This is a genomic window from Streptomyces antibioticus, from assembly GCF_002019855.1.
GTDB lineage: Bacteria > Actinomycetota > Actinomycetes > Streptomycetales > Streptomycetaceae > Streptomyces > Streptomyces antibioticus_B.
The window spans coordinates 4,928,518-4,946,211 of record NZ_CM007717.1 but is presented as its reverse complement, the minus strand read 5'-3'; the positions used below and the strand labels follow the sequence as shown (position 1 = coordinate 4,946,211).

The window sequence follows — 17,694 nt, the reverse complement described above, 5'->3', positions numbered from 1 at the left end:
GGCTCAGGCCTCCTCCGCCGTGACGCGGCCCGTGCCGATCGCGTCGACCAGGGTCTGGTGGTCCTTCTCGTTCTGGTCCGCGTACAGCTCGGCGAACTCGGCGAGGGCGCGGTCGAAGACGTCGCCGCCGCCGAGATACGCGGCGATGGCGATGCGGTCGCCGGAGCGGGCGTGGGCGCGGGCCAGGGTGGCGCCGCACAGCCGCCCGAAGAGGGTCATCCGCTTCGGCGACAGGTTCTCGGCGACCACGATGCCCTTCCAGTCGCGCAGTTGGCGGATGTAGAAGTCGCGGCTGCGGCCGTCGATGCCGGTGGTGCGTTCCCAGCCGAGGAAGATGTCGCTGGTGGCCTGCATCAACCGCTGGCCGGCGACGACCCGTTCGCCCTGGGTGTCGAAGCGGGTGGCGCCGGCGTAGGGCGCGAGGACGGACTCGTCGGCCTCCTTGGCCTGGAGGAACAGCGGGTCCTCGTCGTCGCGGCCGAGCAGCAGGACGATCCAGCAGCGGGTGCCGACGCTGCCGACGCCGACGACCTTGCGGGCGATGTCGGCGAGCCGGTACGTCTCCAGGAGGAAGCGGCGGTCGGTCGGGAGGGACTGGCTGTAGTGCTGGACGAGCAGGCTGATCTCCCTTTCCAGGACGTGTCGTTCGGCCGACGGCAGGAGGTCCTCCAGGCCGACCAGCAGGGGTGGGTCGGGGGCGATGCGACGGTGTCCGTCGACGACGTGGGTGAGCTTCTCGAATGCCTGGAGCGAGTCGCGGGACTGGGCCTTCGCCCTGGCCCGTTCCCACATCCGCGTGCCCTTGGACCCCATCTCCGGGGCGAAATGGGTCGCCAGCTCGTCCGCCTCGAAGCGGGTGTACCAGACGTCGAGGTTGCCCATCTGGGCGTAGGCGCGCATGCGTTCGCGGTACGACCGGACGGTGTCGCGGACCACGGAGGCGCGTTCCCTGGTGTCGAAGCCGTTCGCGCGGGCCGCGATGACGAGGCTCGCGGCGAGGCGCTTGACGTCCCATTCCCAGGGGCCGGGGAGGGTCTCGTCGAAGTCGTTGATGTCGAACATCAGCCGGCGTTCCGGGGAGGCGAGCAGGCGGAAGTTCAACATGTGGGCGTCGCCGCAGAGTTGGGCCCTGAGGCCGGTACGCGGGGTGTCGGCGAGGTCCGCGGCCATGATGGCGGCGGCACCGCGGTAGAAGCGGAACGGCGACTCGCTCATCCGGCCGTAGCGGATCGGTACGAGTTCGGGGAGCCGTCGCGCCGACTGGGCCTCGATGATGTCCACCGGGTCCTCGCGGTCGGGCGGCGGGCTGAACTCCGCGTGGCTGGAACGCGGTACGGCGGTCCGCGCGGCCCGCCCCACCTCGGCCCGCTCCCTCGGGGTGCGGTACCGCAGGTCGTGCCCGGTGGGCAGTTTCTCGGTCATGGCAGACGCTCCCGCCTATGAGTCTTCCAAGGTAGCTGTGGGGGTGGGGGGCGGCGAGTCGGGATCTTGGGAGGGGGCCCGGGGGGTGCCGATGAGGTGGGGGGCGGTGGCCGGGTGGTCCGGACGCGGGTGCGGCGGGCTCCAGGTCCCGGGAGGCGGGCCTTATGAGTCGGGGTCCGGCGGGGTAGGGCCTGGCGAGGTGGATCCCGGTGGGGTGGAGCCGGGCGGGTCGGGGCCGGGTGCGGTGGACGCCGATGAGGTGGAACCAGGTGGTGCGGAACCCGGTGGGGTGGATCCCGGTGGGGTGGAGCCGGACGGGTCGGCCCCGGGCGCGGTGGACCCCGATGAGACGGAACCCGGTGGGCGGGAATGCGGCGGAGTGGGGCCGGACGGACCGGACCCGGGCGCGGCCGACGTCGGCGAGGCAAGGTCCGGTGGGGCAGCACCCGGTGGGGCTGAACCCCCCGGGCCAGAACCGGACGGGCTGGACCCGGGCGCGACTGACCCAGGTGGGGCGGGGTCCGGTGGGGCAGCACCCGGTGGGGCTGAGCCCCCCGGAGCAGAACCGGACGGGCCGGATCCAGGCGCGGCCGACCCAGGTGGGGCGGGGTCCGGTGGGGCAGCACCCGGCGCGGCTGAACCCCCCGGGCCAGAACCGGACGGGCCGGATCCAGGCGCGGCCGACCCAGGTGGGGCGGGGTCCGGTGGGGCAGCACCCGGCGCGGCTGAACCCCCCGGGCCAGAACCGGACGGACCAGACCCAGGCACGGCCGACCCCGACGACGCGGAGTCCGGAGGGGCAGCACCCGGCGCGGCTGAACCCCCCGGGCCAGAACCGGACGGACCAGACCCAGGCGCGACCGACCCCGGCGACGCGGAGTCCGGCGGGTCAGCACCCGGCGCGGCTGAACCCCCCGGAGCAGCACCGGACGGGCCGGACCCAGGCGCGGTCGACCCCGGTGACGCGTACTCCAGTGCCGGCGGCGTGCCCAGCAGGCGGGCTGCCCATGGTTCTCGGGCCACCACCGCGCCCGCCGTGACGCAGAGGGCGATCACCACGCACAGGGTGATCAGCCAGGACAGGAGGGTGAAGACCGCGCCGAGGGAGCCGTAGGCGGCGAGGCTGTGGTTGAGGGCTCGGGGGACGTACAGCGTCGCGGTGGAGGTGAGGACGCTCAGGGCCGCGCCCGTGAGCAGGGCGCCCGGGAGGAGGGGCGCCCAGGGCACGCGGCCGGTCAGCAGCAGGTGCTGGGTCCACCACCACAGGCCGACGTCGGCGACCAGCAGCAGCGGCAGGCCCAGCCACAGTCCGAGGCCGAAGCCGTTGCGCAGGACGCCCTGGAAGCCGATCATCACCAGCCACGCCGCGAGCCAGGCCAGCCACCGCCAGGCGGCCACTCGCGCGGCGGCACCCGGCAGGCGCCAGGCGCGTTCGCAGAGCCGTTGCATGGCCCGGCTGCACGCGGTCGCCGAGATCAGCACCAGCAGACCGCTGACGAACCCCGTCGTCTGGAGGAACTCGCCCGACTCGTCGCCCAGGAACGCCTGTCTGAGCTGGGCGTCCGCGCTGCCGGTCAGCCCGAACACGTCCCGCAGGGAGTCGACGAACCGTTCCCGCAGGTCGTGCGGGGCGATGGAGGCCACGACGAACAGCAGCGGTACGGCCGTCAGGAACGTCTGGGCGGCCAGCCGGGTCGCGGAGTCGAGCACGTTCACCGAGAGGACGTGGGACATGAGGTGCGTGATCAGCGGAACCCTGGCCTCAGCGCGGGCGCGCAGCCCCATCAGCCGGGTGAGCGCCGACTCCCCGCGCTCCCGGCGCCGCCACCGCCGTCGCCGTCGCCGGGAGCGCGGGGTCTCCGAGCCGGGGTCCGGGGTCACGCCGGACCGGGGTCCAGGAACTCACGGAGGGCGAGGGCGATCAGGACGATCACCGCCGTCCAGATCACGACCGCCATGGTCGGGTAGTTCCAGGTGAACAGGACGATCGCCGCGACCAGCAGGATCGCCGCCCCGATCCACGGCTTGTAGCGGTGCGTGAACCGGCCCACCGCACCCAGCCGCAGCCCCGACGACATGGCCACGTCCCGCCCGGCGCCGATGCCCTTGCTGAAGAAGTGCCGGGTGAAGACGGCCGGCCGGGAGGGGCCGACGAAGAACGCGCCGAGCGCGGTGACCAGCGCGAGCGCGCCCACCGCACGGATGCCGGAGCGCAGGAACCGTACGAGTGCGTCGTAGATCGAACCGGCGGCGGCCTCGCTCGCGCCCGCGGGCAGATGGTCGAGGTAGATCGCGCGGAAGACCGTGAGCGCGACCCCCAGCACCACCATCGCGACCAGCACCCCGAGCGCGGCCCCGATCAGGGCGCGGCGCCGGTGGGCGGCCAGGAACACGCCGGCGGCGGCCACCAGGACGGTGATCACGGGCAGCCAGGTGCCGAGGATCTCCAGCACCCGCAGATACGTCTTGATCTTCCCGACGCTGTCGCCCTCGACCACGACGAAGTCGGTCTGCACCTCGGGGATCCGGGAGGCCAGGCCGAAACCGTCGTCGACCAGCCGCTCCTTCACCTGCTGGACGATCGGCCCGATGTCGATGGCGACCTGATTGTTCTTCAGCGACACCGCCCCGCCGGCCTGCCCGGTGAGGGCCTTGTCGACGGCGGCGTGGGCCCGGCGGTTGGCGTCCGTCCAGATCGTCTCGAAGGCGGGGCTCGACACCACGCGTTCCACCGTCGAGCCGACCAGTTCCTTCAGGCCGCTGCTGATCGGGCCGGTCAGGCCGCCGATCAGGGTCGCGGCCCTCGGCGGTACGCCCCGCTCGGCCGCCGCGTCGCTCAGCTCGCCGACCAGGCCGTCGACGTCGATCCGCTGGACGACGGCGTCGGTGACCCGGCGGGTGACGGCCTGCTGCACGTCCGGGTCGGAGGCCAGCGGTGCCACGGTGGCGACATAGCGGTCGGTGTCGCGGACGATGCTGTTCGTCCAGACGGCGACCACGGAGAGCAGTGCCAGCAGCGACGCCAGGATGATCAGCAGGGCGGAGCCGAAGGACCGCAGCCGGTGCCGGGGCTCGTGGACCGGCTCGTGCCTCCGCTGGTCACCGGCGGTCTCCAGGGCGCCGATCCGGTGCCGGAGTTCCTCGAGTTCGCCGCGCTCGCGCTCCGACAGCCTCCGGTCGTCCGAGGACTGCTCGGACAGCCGCTCCGGCTCGGGGCGAGGGGCGTCGCCGTCTGTCATGTCTTCGAGGAGATCCCGGCGGGGGCCGCCCGGCGAGGCGGGTGAGCCGACCGGGTGAACGCCCGGCGCGGGCCGCACCGGGTGCGACGACCGGCGGCCGGTGCTGCAATGGCAGGCGGGGGACCCACGAACGCACCGAGGGGACTGCCGTGAGCGAGCAGAGCGAGCAGAACGACGACATCGACGAGCTGGGACCCATCGACTTCGTGGTCGTGGAGTTCCCCGGCAACCACATGACGGGTGAGGGACTCCCGCTGCTGGTCGACCTGGTGGAACGGGAGGTCATCCGGATCCTCGACCTGCTGTTCGTACGCAAGGACGCGGACGGCACGGTGACCGCCGTGGAGATCGCGGACGTCACCGGCGACGGCGAACTCGACCTGACCGTCTTCGAGGGCGCGCGGTCCGGGCTCCTCGGCCAGGACGACCTGGACGAGGCCGCGGCGGCCATCGAACCCGGCAACTCCGCCGCGCTGCTGGTCTACGAGAACCTGTGGGCCGCGCCCTTCGCCAGCGCCCTGCGGCGGGGCGGGGCGCAGTTGGTGGCGTCGGGGCGGCTGTCGGCGGAGGCGGTGCTCGCTTCGCTGGACGCGGTGGAGGCGGCGGAGGCGGGGGCGTAGGCCCGGTCCTGCCGATGGGCGGTGGGCGGTGGGCGGTGGGCGGTGGGCGGTGGAGCTAGCCTCCGCCGCCCACCACGCTGTAGCTGAGCCACGGGGACTGGCCGGGGGTGTACGCGACGGACATCTGCGTGCCGAGGTAGAAGCTCTCGCCGCCGGTCTGCCCGGCCTGGTCCTTGCCGGCCTTGGTCAGGACGCAGTCCTCGTTGGCGTAGAGCCTGATGTCGTCGACGGTGTGGTTGGTGACGTGGTGGGCGCCGCCGGGGAGGCGGTGGCAGCCGTCCTCGTCGGGGCTCTGGATCGTCACCTCCCGCTTGGCGGGGGTGCGGTACTCGATGGTGCCCATGGCGGGGTGCTGCGTACAGCCCGCGACGGCGAGCAGGAGAACGACGGCGGCCGCGGCCCGTCGGCCTGTGCGACTGCGCCTACGTCTACGACTACGACAGGTCATGGCGTCGAGTCCTCGTCTGTGCGGGAGGTCAGCGGGGGGCCGGCGAGAGACCCGGCCCCGTGCGCCCAGGCTGCCGCGATCTCCCCGACCCGGCACGCGGGACAGGCCCACTCGGCTGAATCGGGGGGCGCTGCCGCTTGGACGGGGGCCGGTCGTGCGGGGTGCGGTGTCGCCCCGGCTGTCCCACGGCCCGGTCGGTCGGCGGGCGCCGAGGGCGAACCTCGGTGGCAGGCACCGCCCGTACACATGGGTCAGGGTGACGCGTGCGCCGACCGGGGGGCGAATCCGACGGGCTTCCAGGAGCCGTCGTACGCCCCGGGGCCCGGCATTTAGCGGAGGGCGCGCGCCGAGGCGGGCAGGCCAGGGCAAGCAGGCCGGGGGCGATACGTCGGTGGCAGCAGGCTGGCGACGACAGGCCGGGGCCGGCAGGTCAGGGGCCGGCAGGTCAGGGACCGGCAGGTCAGGGGCCGGCAGGTCAGGGACCGCGGCACACCGCCCTGCGGCCACGATCCGCCGTCCGCCCGGGCGGGCCTCGGGACAAGCGTGAGCCGCGGCTCGCCTCGAACCGCGGCTCAGCTCACGCCGTCACTGCGCCCCCGTCACATCCCGCCCCCGAAGGTCCTCGCGTCCCGGGACGGTCCGACGCACAGGGCCCAGATGACGAAGCCGTCGATGATGATCAGCATGATCGCCCAGAACGGGTACCACGGCAGCCAGGCGAAGTTGGCGATCATCGAGAGGCCGGCCAGGGTGATGCCGACGAAGCGGGCCCAGGTCGCGCCGCTGAAGAGGGCGAAGCCCGCGAGGGTCACCACGATGCCGAGCACCAGGTGCAGCCAGCCCCAGCCGGTCAGGCTCCACTGGAAGGTGAAGTTGGGGGTGGCGACGAAGACGTCGTCCTCGGCGATGGCGGCGATGCCCTGGAAGATCGCCATGATCCCGCCGAACATCATCATGATCGCGGCGAAGACGGTCCAGCCGGACATGGCCACTCCGCGGCCGCCGGCGCTCTGCGTTCCCGTGCTCTGCGTGGTCATCCCGGACTCCTTAGGACTGGGCCTCATCGCCGTACCCCGCCCCGTCCCGGACCGGGACAGGGACCGGTCGGCGATCCACACGCATCCAGCGTGACACGGGAGCCGGGGCCCGGCAGATCCACCGGCCCGCCGCCGGAATGCCGGGAAATGGCGGCGGTGGTCCAATGGAGGAAACCCGGCGCGAGAGGGGATCGCCATGCCAGGTCTGATTCGCGGGGTCGCCCGCACCGCGGTCGTCGCGGGTACGGCGACCGCCGTCTCCAACCGTGTGTCCCGCCGCCAGCAGGGCCGCTGGGCGGCGCAGGAGGGCTACCACCAGGAACCGCAGCCCCAGTACCAGCAACCGCCCCCGCCGCCGCCCCAGCCCGCCGCCGCCACTCCTCCCCAGGACGAGATGACCCAACGCATCGACCAGCTCAAGCAACTCGGCGACCTCAAGGCCCAAGGCGTGCTCACCGAGGCCGAGTTCGAGGAACAGAAGCGCAGGTTGCTGTCATAGGTCAAAAGGTCATGGGCCGTAGGTCATGGGCCGTAGGTCATGGGCCGCAGGCCGTAGGTCATAGGCCGTAGGCGCCGCAGGACCGGCTGCCGTGCGGGAGGAGGGCGGCAACTCGGGTCGGATCAGGGGGAGTCGATCAACTCCACCAGGGCCGACCTCGCCCGGGCCACTCGCGAACGAACCGTGCCCACCGGGCAGTTGCTCACCCGGGCCGCCTCCGCGTACGGCAGTCCCGCCAGTTGGGTGAGGACGAACGCCTCACGGCGTTCGTCCGGGAGCGCGGCCAGCAGGTCGAGCAGGGCGATGCCGTCGTCGAACCCGGGCAGGCCGCGCGGCTGGGCGGACTCGACGGCCCGCTGCCAGTCCGCCGTGTCGGAGAGCCGGGGCCGGGTGGAGGCGTACCGGTAGCTGTCCATGACGGCCCGCCGGGCGATGGACAGCAGCCAGACGCGCGCCGAGGAACGGCCCTCGAAACGGTGCAGGCTGCCCAGCGCCCGCAGGAACGTGTCCTGCGCGAGGTCCTCCACGGCCTGGGGATCGGCGCAGAGATGGGCGACGTACCGCAGCACGTCACGGTGGAGGGCCTGCACGAACCGTTCGACGGCGGCCGGGTCGCCGGCGCGGGCGGCGAGCGCCCAGGCGGTTATCGACTCGTCGGGGCAGGCCGGAGGGGCGGAAGCGATCACTTGGTGTCCTTCTCGGTCATCCGTGATCCGGACCGGGCACGCCGGTGCCCCGCCGCACGCCCGACGACGGCACGGCGGCGGAACCAGGGCGGAACCGGGTCCGGCAGTGGGGAAATCGGGGCGCGCGCGGACGGCGGCCCCGGGTGTCACCGGCTGTCGTCAGGCGACAGCGGGCCCCACGGGCGGACCCCGAGAAGTGATCGCGTGGACGAGGAGAAGGCGCGGAACGCGTTCGGACCGGCCGCGCGCGAGGCGCCGGCGGGGGCGGTCCGGGGTGTCGGGCAGGGCGAGCAGCAGCCGCAGCGGCGCGACCAGCCGGGCGGCCATGGCGCGCAGGACCCGGAACGCGGCCCGCTCGCCGTGCGCCAGCCACAGTCCGCACAGCAGCGCGGCCAGCAGGTGCGCGGCGAGCATCCCGGACGACGACGACACGAGCGACGACGACCAGGCACCGAGGCCGGTCAGCCCGTCGCCGCCCCCGCCCATGTCCATGGCATCCATGCCGCCCACGGAGCCCATCGAGCCCGTCGAGCCCATGGAGCCCATCGCGTGCGCGTGCCCGGCATGACCGTGCATCGCCATGTGCCCGACACCACCGACACCACCGACACCTCCGGCGTCACCGGCACCACCAGCACCACCGGCAGGCCCCGCATGCCCGTCCGGCCCCTGCGCGAGCGAGAACCCCACGTGCAGAGCCGTCTGCGCCGCGACGACGACCGACACGACCGTCGGCATCCCCCGCTCCCGGCCCGCCAGGCACCACCCCGCCGCACCGGTCGCGGCCGCGCCCGCGGCCAGGGTCCAGCCGGGCACATGGACGCCGGACATCAGCACGTGGCCCAGGGCGGCGAGCAGCACACAGACGGCCGCGAACAACGCGGCCCGCACCGTGCGCACACCCCACCCTGCGTCCACGCGCCCCATCCTGGCATCCGGTCCCGGGTCGTCATGTCTGAGTACGGAATTCCCCCCGAGGCCACACTCAGCGCACCGAATGTGTCACACGCCACACTCCGCCACCCGGGCGCTCCGTCCCGTGCCCTCCCACCACGCCGACGCGCCCGAGCCGCCCATGTCGCAGAGACTGGGAAGAGTGGGTGCTTCGAGAGCGGAGAGACCGATGAGCGGGTGCCCCGAGCGGGTGCGGATCGCGCTGGTCTGCGACTGCCCCCTCTTCCGGCACGGTGTCTCGCAGCTCATCGGCACCACCCCCGATCTGTACCTCGTCGCCCACGCGCCGTCGGTGGAGCGCGCGGACGGCAGCCTGCGCGGGGCGCACGTCGTGCTGATGGACCTCCAGGAGACCGGGCCCCGGCTCGCCGCGGCCGTGACAAGGCTGCGCAGGCGCGGACACGCCGTGCTGGTGGTGTCGTCGTCGCCGCAGATCGACGCCGTGCAGGTGATCCAGGCGGGCGCGAGCGGCTTCCTGAGCCGGCGGGCGGAGCCGGACGAGGTGCTGCGGGCGATCCGTACGGTGGGCGCGGGCCGCAGCTATGTGTCCGGGCCGGCCAGCGATCTGCTCAGCCACATCCCGCATTTCACGGACCGGGAGCAGGAGATCCTGAACCTTCTCGCGCACGGTTCCACGGACCACGAGATCGCGGCGCGCCTCGGCATCAGCAAGCACACCGTCCAGTCGCATCTGGACCGGATCGGTGAGAAAACCGGCTCCCGGCGCCGCCCCGACCTCACCCGGATCGCCGTCGAGAACGGTCTCGCCGACCAGCGCTGACAGCGCCGCAGGCGGCCCCGGACAAGCCCCCACGTGGGCAGTTCTACCCCGGTCCCCCTGGGCAGTTGTCTCCCTTGACCGGTCCCGCGCGAAAGCCGGACGGTGGAACCGAACCACTGGCGCAGCACGAGAATCAGCCGGGAGCAGTCATGCGCAATCGTCGTCTCGCAATTCTCGCCGTCGCAGCGGTTCTGCCTCTGGGCGGAGCGTCGCTGTTGGTGGCCGGTCCGGCATCGGCAGCGCCGCCGCCTCCCGTGACGGTCTCCGGGACCGTGGAGGACTGCGACAGCGGCTCCTCCCCGGAGGACGTGACGATAGAGACGAGCAAGGAGACGAAGTCCAAGGACGTCTCGGGCACCAACAAGTACTCCCTGGTGTTCAAGAACGTCCCCAAGAACGGGCGGGCCGGCACCGCGACGGTCACCTGCGAGGACGGGACCTCCTACGACCAGAAGGTCAAGATCAAGGGATCGCAGAACGCGCAGCCCGCGAAGCAGAAGATCAACCTGGAGCCGTAACGGCGGCGGGAACGACGGAGACATACCCGGACGGCCGGGCGTCGCGGAGCGCGATGCCCGGCCGCATCACGTACGTCACTCCGCCGCCCCGATCTCCTGTTCCGCCCAGATCGTCTTCCCCTTGGCGTGCGGCCGCGTCCCCCAGCGGCGGCTGAGCTGGGCGACCAGCAGGAGCCCGCGCCCGCCCTCGTCGTAGCCGCGGGCGCGCCGCATGTGGGGTGCCGTGCTGCTGGCGTCCGTGACCTCGACGATCAGGGTGCGGTCATGGATGAGGCGGAGCCGGATCGGCGGCTCCCCGTGCCGGATGGCGTTGGTGACGAGTTCGCTGACGATCAGCTCGGTGACGAACGACGCCTCGGTCAGCCCCCACGCCTCCAGCCGGGCGACGACGTTCTTGCGGGTGTCCGCGACCGCGGCCGGATCCGGGCTGACGGTCCAGGTGGCGACCCGGGCGCTGTCCAGCGCCCGGGTGCGGGCGACGAGGAGCGCCACGTCGTCCATCGGCCGCGACGGCAGCACCCGGTTCAGGATCCGGTCGCACAGGGCGTCCAGATCACACGGTGTGGGCTGCGCGTCCGCCGGTCCGGTCAGCGCGGCGCGCAGCCGGGCGAGGCCGTCGTCCACGTCGTCGTCCGGGCTCCTGGCGGCGACCAGGCCGTCCGTGTAGAGGACCAGCAGGCTGCCCTCGGGCAGTTCGGTCTCGACGGGTTCGAAGGGCAGACCGCCCAGGCCCAGCGGCGGACCGGCGGGGACGTCGAGCAGGTCGACCGTGCCGTCGGCGCGGACCACGGCGGGCGGCGGATGCCCGGCCCGGGCGAGGGCGCAGCGCCGGGAGACGGGGTCGTAGACGGCGTAGAGGCAGGTGGCGCCGACGCCGTCCCCGACGCCGTCCGCCGGGTCGGTGTCGCCGGGGAGGTCCACGTCGGCGGCGAGCCGGGCCACCAGGTCGTCGAGGTGGGTGAGCAGTTCGTCGGGCGGCAGGTCGATGTCGGCGAGGGTGCGCACGGCGGTCCGCAGCCGGCCCATGGTCGCGGAGGCGTGCAGTCCGTGCCCCACCACGTCGCCGACGACCAGCGCGACCCGGGCGCCGGAGAGCGGGATGACGTCGAACCAGTCGCCGCCCACCCCGGCGCGGGCGCCGGCCGGGAGGTAGCGGTAGGCGACCTGCACCGCCGACTGCTCGGGCAGCCGCTGCGGCAGCAGGCTGCGCTGGAGGGTGACCGCCGTGCCGCGTTCGCGGGTGTAGCGGCGGGCGTTGTCGATGCAGACCGCGGCGCGGGCCGCCAGTTCCTCGGCGAGGACGACGTCGTCGTCCTCGAAGGGGTCGGGGCGCCGGTGCCGGACCAGGACGACCACGCCGAGGGTGGTGCCGCGGGCCGACAGGGGTACGGCGATGAGGCTGTGGAAGCCGAAGTCCCGGATCCGGGCGGCGCGGGCCCGGTCTCCGGCGATCCAGCCGGCGATCAGGGTCTCGTCGAACCGGTGCCGGACGGCCCGGCCGGAGCGCAGGCTCTCGGCCGCCGGGGAGCCCTCCGGGTACATGTCCACCTCGCCGCGGGCGAGGACGGCCTCGGGGACGCCGGGCAGCACGGACTGGTGGGCGGCGCGCCGCAGGGTCAGGGGCGCCCCGGCCGCGGCCTCCTCGGCGCCGTCCTCGAACGCCGTCAGCAGGTCGACGCTGACGAAGTCGGCGAGGCCGGGGACGACCACGTCGGCGAGTTCCTGCGCGGTCCTGGTCACGTCGAGCGTGCTGCCGATCCGGCCGCCGGCCTCGGCGATGAGCTGGAGGCGTTCGCGGGCCCGGTGCTCCTCGGTCATGTCGTGCCCGGTGGTGGCCACGCCCAGGATCCGGCCGTCCGGGCTCTCCAGCCGGTGGACGTCGACCGACCAGGCGCGCCCGCGGGTCTCGCCGGGGGCCCGCGCGTGGTTCTCCAGATGGCACGGCAGGCCGGTCTCCAGGGTCCGCCGCATGTGCGCCTCGGTCTCCTCGGCCACCGGCAGGCCGACGACGTCCGTCAGGCGCAGTCCGCGCGACTCGTCGTCGCTCAGGCCCAGCAGCCGCTGTCCGGCCGGGGTGGAGCCGCGCAGCCGCAGGTCGGTGTCGTAGACGGAGACGGCGCAGGCGGGGGCCTGGAGGAGGCCGGTCCGCAGCAGTTCCTCGTCCTCGGGCCGGGGCCGGCGGCCGGTCACGGCGCCGATCAGGAGCCAGTCGTGGGTGCCGTCGGCGGCGGTCCGGCGGTGGGCCAGGACGGGGACGTCCAGGCGCCGCCCGTCCCGGTGGCGGAGGGCGAGCGTGCCGTGCGGGCGCGACACCGCGGCGGGATCCGTGAGGGCGGCGAGTCTCGCGAGGTCCGCGGGGCCGGGCGGCTCGGCGAGCAGCTCGGCGGCGGGCCGGCCCAGCGCCCATGCCGCCGGGTGGCCGAGCAGCCGTTCGGCGCCGGTGTTCCAGGCGGTCACGGTGCCGTTCGCGGCGACGGTGACGCGTGCGGTGAGCGCCTCGGCCTCACCGGCGGAATCCGGCCGGCGGTCGGGGGGAGGCTCCATCACCGCTCATCTCTCCTTCGGTCGCTCTCGCGGGCATCGCACCACTTGACCGTATGCTGCGCAATTATTCCCCCCATTGCTATGTGCCCGCTTATTGCCATCCATCCCATCTATTGCTATAAGTCCGCAAAAGCGCGCACCTGCCGCAGGCCCAGCGGTACGGCCGTGGTCACCGCGAGGGCGGCCAGGCCCACCCAGAGCACCGGCCCAGGACCGAAGGCGCTCGCCGCGACGGGTGCCAGCGCCAGCCCGGCCGGCTGAAGGCCGTACGTCCCGAGGGTGTCGATCGCGAAGACCCGGCCCAGCATGTCGGCGGGGATCGCGCGGTGCAGGGCGCTGGCCCAGGTGACGTTGAAGACGGCGTACCCGAAGCCGGTCACGGCCATCGACGCGCCCAGCAGCGCCAGGGGCGCGGCCGCAAGCAGACACAGCACCTGCGTGGCCAGCAGGCCGAGACCGAGGACACCGACCGTGCCGGGCGAGCGCGGGGTCCAGGACGCGATCACCATGCCGCCCACGATGGAACCGCCCGCCTGGAGCGCCACCATCGGCCCGTACGCGGCGAACTCGCCCCGCTCCTCCAGGAGGATCGGCAGGAGCACCGCCACCGGGGCCATCACCAGCAGCAGTTGCAGCGTGCCCTGCACGATGATCGTCAGCACCCACGGCCGTTCCCGCACCGCCGCGAAGCCCTCGCGGGCCTGCCGGAGCACCGTGCCGCCCGCCGCTCCCGGCCGCCGGACGTCCCGGGAGCCTGCCAGGGTGAGCGCGCTCACCGCGAAGGTCACGGCGTCCGCCCAGAACGCCGGACCGGCCCCGCCCGAGGCCCCGCCGGAGCCCGCGGTCAGCAGCAGGCCGCCGAGCGCCGGGCCGAGGACCTGGCCGGTGCGTACGGTGATGGAGCGCAGCGCGTTGGCCTTCGGCAGGTCCTCGGCGGGCACCAGGTCGGGGATGAGCGCCGCGAACGCGGGGGTGAACACCCCGGCCGCGAAGCCGGTCGTCAGGGCCAGCAGCACCGGCACGGCCAGTGGGGCTCCGGCCGCGCCGAGCGCGAAGCACACCGCCGTGACCAGCCGTACCAGGTCCGCCGCCGCCATCACCCGCGAGCGCCGGAAGCGGTCCGCCAGGACCCCGCCGACCAGGGCCGCCGCGACCAGGGCGAGGCTCTGCGCGCCCAGCACCACGCCGAGGTCGGTCGTCGAGTGCTCGGCGAGGACCGCGCCCGGGAGCGCGACCAGCGTGATCCCGTCCCCCACCGAACTCGCCGCCTGCCCCGCCCACACCCGCCGGAACCGCTCGTGCCGCAGGACGGCGGCGAAGGCCGGCGGCCTCACCCCGGATCCGCCCGCCCGCCCCGGCTCACTCGGTGCCGACTCACTCGGTGCCGGCTCACTTGGTGCCGACGGTCCGCAGCACCGTCACCGCCAGGGTCCGTGCCGCGTCCACCACCTCCCGCAGGCTCACGTGCTCGCGGGCGCTGTGGGCGACGGCGATGTCACCGGGGCCGAACTGGAGCGTCGGGATGCCGGCGCCGGTGTAGTGCCGCAGATCGCTGCCGTACGTCGCCCCGCGCTCCCGGGGCCGGGCGGCGCCCGTCGCGTCGGCGTACGCGGCCGCCACCGTGTCCCGCAGCGGGTGGCCCGGCTCCAGGCGGCCGCTGGCGAACTGTCCGCCCGGCCAGGTGACCGTGGCCGGGTGCGCGCGCAGCCAGTCGTCCCCGGCGCACGCCTCGGCGACGCACCGTTCCAGCGCGGCCCGCGCCGCCGCCGGGTCCTCGCCGAGCCGCACCCCGAGCCGCCCCTCGGCGACCAGCAGGTCAGGCACGCTGCTCGCCCAGTCGCCGGAGCGCAGGGTGCCGACGGAGAGGGAGTAGGGGATCGGGTACTCGGCGAGCAGCGGATCGGGGTCGCGGTTGCGCTCGGCCTCCAGCCGGGCCAGCGCCCGGTGCAGCGGCAGATAGCCGTCGATCGCGCTCACCCCGGCCTCCCGGGAGCTGGCGTGGGCGGCCTTGCCGGGCACGGTGATCCGGAAGGTGAGCGCGCCCGCGTTGGCGGTGATCACCGTCCCGGCGGTGGGCTCGGCGATCACGCACGCGTCCCCGCCGTGGCCGCGCCGCAGGGTGCCGAAGGCGCCGATCCCGCCGTCCTCCTCGCCGACCACGAAGTGCACGGCGACCCGTCCGCGCAGCCGCACCCCGGCCGCGCGGACGGCGGCGAGCGCGGCGAGCTGCGCGGCGAGCCCGGCCTTCATGTCGCAGGCACCGCGCCCGTGCACGACGTCCCCGGTCACCCGGGGCACGAACGGGTCGCCCTGCCAGGCGGCGAGGTCGCCGGGCGGTACGACGTCCACATGGCCCTGGAGGATCAGCGTCGGGCCGTCGGCGCCGCCGTCGGTGCGGCCGACCAGACCCCACGCCTCCTCGCGGGCCACCTCCATGCCGGGGAAGCCGGGGGCGAGCAGGGCGGGCAGGTCCATCGACCACAGGTCGACGTCCAGGCCGAGCCGCTCCAGCCGTCCGGCCAGATGGTGCTGGAGCTCGGACTCGGCCGGGCTGCCGGTGACGCTGGGTATCGCGACCAGCTCCAGCAGCGTGCGGCCGACGGCCGCCTCGTCGACCGCCGCCAGGACGGCGGCCTCCTCGTCACTGAGCACGACGGCTCCCTCCCTCGTGAGCGGGCTCCCCCGCCCTGGATACCTGCTCACCCCGGCGGAACCGTACGCCCGTCAGAACCCGCCGCCCACCGTGAACCCGATCACCGTGCCGCCGCCCTCGCGCCGGACGGCGAAGGGGGCGCCGCCGTGCGACAGCGCCACCTCCCGCACGATGGACAGGCCGAGGCCGGACCCGGGCAGGGAACGGGCGTCGGCGGCCCGGTAGAAGCGGTCGAAGATGCGCGTCAGATCGGTCTCGGCGATGCCCGGCCCCCGGTCGAGGACCTCGACCCGTACGACCCCCGGCCGGGCGGGGCCCTTGACGGCGATCTCGACGGGCTCGCGGCCCTCGCGGTCGAACTTGGTGGCGTTCTCGACGAGGTTGGACAGCGCCCGCTGGAGCATCTGGGGGCGGCCGTCGGTGGTGGTGTCGCCGCTGGCCCGGACCACGATGCGCCGGCCGGTGCGGCGCCGGACGGCCGCCGCGACCTCCTCGGCGAGGTCGGCGAGGTCCAGGGCGCGGGGCGGCTCGGTGTCGGACTGGCCGGCCGCGAGGTCGACCAGTTCGTTGACGAGGTCGGTCAGCTCGCGGGCCTCCTGGGTGAGGTCGGCGACCAGTTCGTCCCGGGTGTCGGGGGGCAGTTCGTCGATCCGGCGCAGCAGCGAGATGTTCGTCCGCAGCGAGGTCAGCGGGGTGCGCAGCTCGTGCCCCGCGTCCTGGACCAGGCGCCGCTGGTCCTCCTCCGACTGGGCGAGGCGGCCCAGCATGCGGTCGAAGGCGCGGCCCAGCCGGCCCACCTCGTCCTGTCCGGTGACCGGCACCTGCACCCCGAGCCGACGGGTGCGGGCGACGTCCTCGGCGGCGGCGGTGAGGATGACCAGCCGGTGGGTGATGCGCCGGGCCAGCCACCAGCCGAACAGTCCGGCGGCCGTGACGACGGCGGCCATCAGCACGAGGGTGCGCTGCTGGAGCGCCCGCAGCAGGTCCTCGGTGTCGCTGAACTCCTGCGCCACCTGCACGGCGCCCCGGCCGCCGCCGAGCGCGACGGTCGCCACCCGGTAGACGTCGCTGCCGACGTCGACGTCCTTGTGCAGGGCCATCTCACCGGCGGTCGCGGCGGCGGCGATCCGCCGGTCGGCGGCCACCACCGGCAGTCCGGGGTTGCCGCCGTCGACGACGGAGCCGTCCGCGCCCAGTACCTGGACGTCGGTCCGGGCGGGCCGCACGATGTCGTGGCCGGGCGCGGCGGAGGAGAAGTCCTCCGGTGCCATCGCGGTGCCGCGCACCTCGTCCCGCAGGTCCTGCACGACCTCGTCGAACACGGTCTCCTGGTCGACGCGGACCAGCCGGGCGGCCGCCGAGTAGGACAGCAGGCCGATCAGCAGGGTCACGGCGGCGGTGACGGCGGCGAAGGACACGGCGAACGTGGTGCCCAGCGACACCAGCCGGAGCCGCGGCCATCCCGTCGGCCGGCGCGGCCGGCGCACTCAGTCCTCCCGGAGCACGTAGCCCACGCCGCGCACCGTGTGGATGAGCGGCGGGGCGCCGGGGTGGTCGAGCTTGCGGCGCAGATAGCCGACGTAGACGGCGAGGTTCTTGGAGCCGGGGCCGAAGTCGTAGCCCCAGATCCGGTCGTAGATGGTGGCGTGGTCCAGGACGACCCCGGCGTTGCGGACCAGCAGTTCCAGCAGCTCGAACTCGGTGCGGGTCAGCTCCAGTTCGCGTTCGCCGCGCCAGGCCCGCCGCGCCTGCGGGTCCATCCGCACCCCGGCCGCCTCCAGCCGCCGTCCGGCGGGCTGCCGGGGCGCGGCGGGGGCGGGGCGTTCGGGGGCGGCGGCCGGCTCGGGGGCGGCGCCGTTGCCGGTGCGGCGGAGCAGGGCGCGCAGCCGGGCGAAGACCTCCTCGACGTCGAACGGCTTGACGACGTAGTCGTCGGCGCCCGCGTCGAGCCCGGCGATCCGGTCGGCGGTCTCCACCAGCGCGGTGAGCATCAGGATGGGGGTGCGGTCGCCCTCGGCGCGCAGCACGCGGCAGACCTGGAGGCCGTCGATGCCGGGCATCATCACGTCGAGGACGAGCACGTCCGGCGGGGACGTGTGGGCGTGCGCCAGCGCCTCGACCCCGTCGGCGACCGCGGTGACCCGGTAGCCCTCCAGGACCAGGGCGCGTTCCAGGGCGTTGCGGATGGCGCGGTCGTCTTCGGCGAGGAGCACGGTGGGAGACACGGTTTCAGTCTGCCAAGCTTTCCCCGCCGGACGACGTGACGATCTTCCTCGCGGTGGCCTTCTTACTG

At 74.2% G+C, this 17,694-nt stretch carries 16 protein-coding genes; 4 read left to right on the top strand and 12 right to left on the bottom strand.

Annotated features, from left to right (window positions below; translation table 11 throughout):
• Positions 1-3: 3 nt before the first annotated feature.
• The 3 genes from AFM16_RS22415 to AFM16_RS22405 all read right to left on the bottom strand — a co-directional run bounded on the left by AFM16_RS22415 (position 4) and on the right by AFM16_RS22405 (position 4,661).
• A complete protein-coding gene (locus AFM16_RS22415; protein ID WP_078634422.1) occupies positions 4-1,422 on the bottom strand; it encodes a DUF2252 domain-containing protein in 1,419 nt (472 codons plus the stop codon).
• A 162-nt stretch (positions 1,423-1,584) separates the two neighbouring features.
• Positions 1,585-3,156: a YhjD/YihY/BrkB family envelope integrity protein gene (locus tag AFM16_RS40130; RefSeq protein WP_245177995.1), complete on the bottom strand. Its 1,572-nt coding sequence runs from the start codon at positions 3,154-3,156 to the stop codon at positions 1,585-1,587.
• Between the two features lie 143 nt (positions 3,157-3,299).
• Positions 3,300-4,661, bottom strand: a complete 1,362-nt coding sequence (locus tag AFM16_RS22405) for a hypothetical protein (RefSeq protein ID WP_245177765.1) — start codon at positions 4,659-4,661, stop codon at positions 3,300-3,302.
• Between the two features lie 233 nt (positions 4,662-4,894).
• Here AFM16_RS22405 and AFM16_RS22400 point away from each other — a divergent pair, with 233 nt between their 5' ends.
• Positions 4,895-5,281, top strand: coding sequence for a DUF6325 family protein (locus AFM16_RS22400; RefSeq protein WP_370628145.1), 387 nt, complete (start codon positions 4,895-4,897; stop codon positions 5,279-5,281).
• Between the two features lie 55 nt (positions 5,282-5,336).
• On the opposite strand, the gene AFM16_RS22395 is transcribed toward AFM16_RS22400, so the two are convergent.
• Together AFM16_RS22395 and AFM16_RS22390 are read right to left on the bottom strand one after the other, a co-directional pair.
• Positions 5,337-5,624, bottom strand: coding sequence for a hypothetical protein (locus AFM16_RS22395; RefSeq protein ID WP_051780678.1), 288 nt, complete (start codon positions 5,622-5,624; stop codon positions 5,337-5,339).
• Between the two features lie 704 nt (positions 5,625-6,328).
• Positions 6,329-6,766, bottom strand: a complete 438-nt coding sequence (locus AFM16_RS22390) for a DUF7144 family membrane protein (RefSeq protein ID WP_030790394.1) — start codon at positions 6,764-6,766, stop codon at positions 6,329-6,331.
• Between the two features lie 196 nt (positions 6,767-6,962).
• Between AFM16_RS22390 and AFM16_RS22385 the strand changes: the two genes are divergently transcribed.
• On the top strand, positions 6,963-7,265 hold the full coding sequence (locus AFM16_RS22385; protein ID WP_030790397.1) for an SHOCT domain-containing protein: 303 nt from the start codon (positions 6,963-6,965) through the stop codon (positions 7,263-7,265).
• Positions 7,266-7,387: 122 nt separating this feature from the next.
• Here the strand turns inward: AFM16_RS22385 and AFM16_RS22380 are convergent, their stop codons facing one another.
• Positions 7,388-7,951, bottom strand: a complete 564-nt coding sequence (locus tag AFM16_RS22380) for a sigma-70 family RNA polymerase sigma factor (RefSeq protein WP_245177764.1) — start codon at positions 7,949-7,951, stop codon at positions 7,388-7,390.
• A gap of 159 nt (positions 7,952-8,110) precedes the next feature.
• The gene (locus tag AFM16_RS22375; protein ID WP_370628059.1) at positions 8,111-8,878 is read right to left on the bottom strand and encodes a hypothetical protein; all 768 of its coding nucleotides are present in this window, start codon (positions 8,876-8,878) and stop codon (positions 8,111-8,113) included.
• Positions 8,879-9,074: 196 nt separating this feature from the next.
• Here AFM16_RS22375 and AFM16_RS22370 point away from each other — a divergent pair, with 196 nt between their 5' ends.
• Positions 9,075-9,686: a LuxR C-terminal-related transcriptional regulator gene (locus AFM16_RS22370; protein WP_030790408.1), complete on the top strand. Its 612-nt coding sequence runs from the start codon at positions 9,075-9,077 to the stop codon at positions 9,684-9,686.
• A 254-nt stretch (positions 9,687-9,940) separates the two neighbouring features.
• Positions 9,941-10,204, top strand: coding sequence for a hypothetical protein (locus AFM16_RS22365; RefSeq protein WP_030790411.1), 264 nt, complete (start codon positions 9,941-9,943; stop codon positions 10,202-10,204).
• 75 nt (positions 10,205-10,279) lie between these two features.
• Here AFM16_RS22365 and AFM16_RS22360 read toward each other — a convergent pair whose 3' ends face one another.
• The 5 genes from AFM16_RS22360 to AFM16_RS22340 form a co-directional block, all read right to left on the bottom strand.
• On the bottom strand, positions 10,280-12,748 hold the full coding sequence (locus AFM16_RS22360; RefSeq protein ID WP_078634421.1) for a SpoIIE family protein phosphatase: 2,469 nt from the start codon (positions 12,746-12,748) through the stop codon (positions 10,280-10,282).
• 116 nt (positions 12,749-12,864) lie between these two features.
• Positions 12,865-14,082 carry an MFS transporter gene (locus tag AFM16_RS22355; protein WP_030790415.1) on the bottom strand — a complete coding sequence of 406 codons (1,218 nt, stop codon included), beginning with the start codon at positions 14,080-14,082 and terminating at the stop codon, positions 12,865-12,867.
• 55 nt (positions 14,083-14,137) lie between these two features.
• Entirely contained in the window at positions 14,138-15,400 is a 1,263-nt protein-coding gene (locus AFM16_RS22350; protein ID WP_078634420.1) for an ArgE/DapE family deacylase, read from the bottom strand.
• Positions 15,401-15,472: 72 nt separating this feature from the next.
• Positions 15,473-16,888 (bottom strand): sensor histidine kinase, encoded by a 1,416-nt coding sequence (locus AFM16_RS22345; protein WP_078634419.1) that lies wholly within the window; start codon positions 16,886-16,888, stop codon positions 15,473-15,475.
• A complete protein-coding gene (locus AFM16_RS22340; protein WP_078634418.1) occupies positions 16,889-17,626 on the bottom strand; it encodes a response regulator transcription factor in 738 nt (245 codons plus the stop codon).
• Between the last annotated feature and the right edge of the window lie 68 nt (positions 17,627-17,694).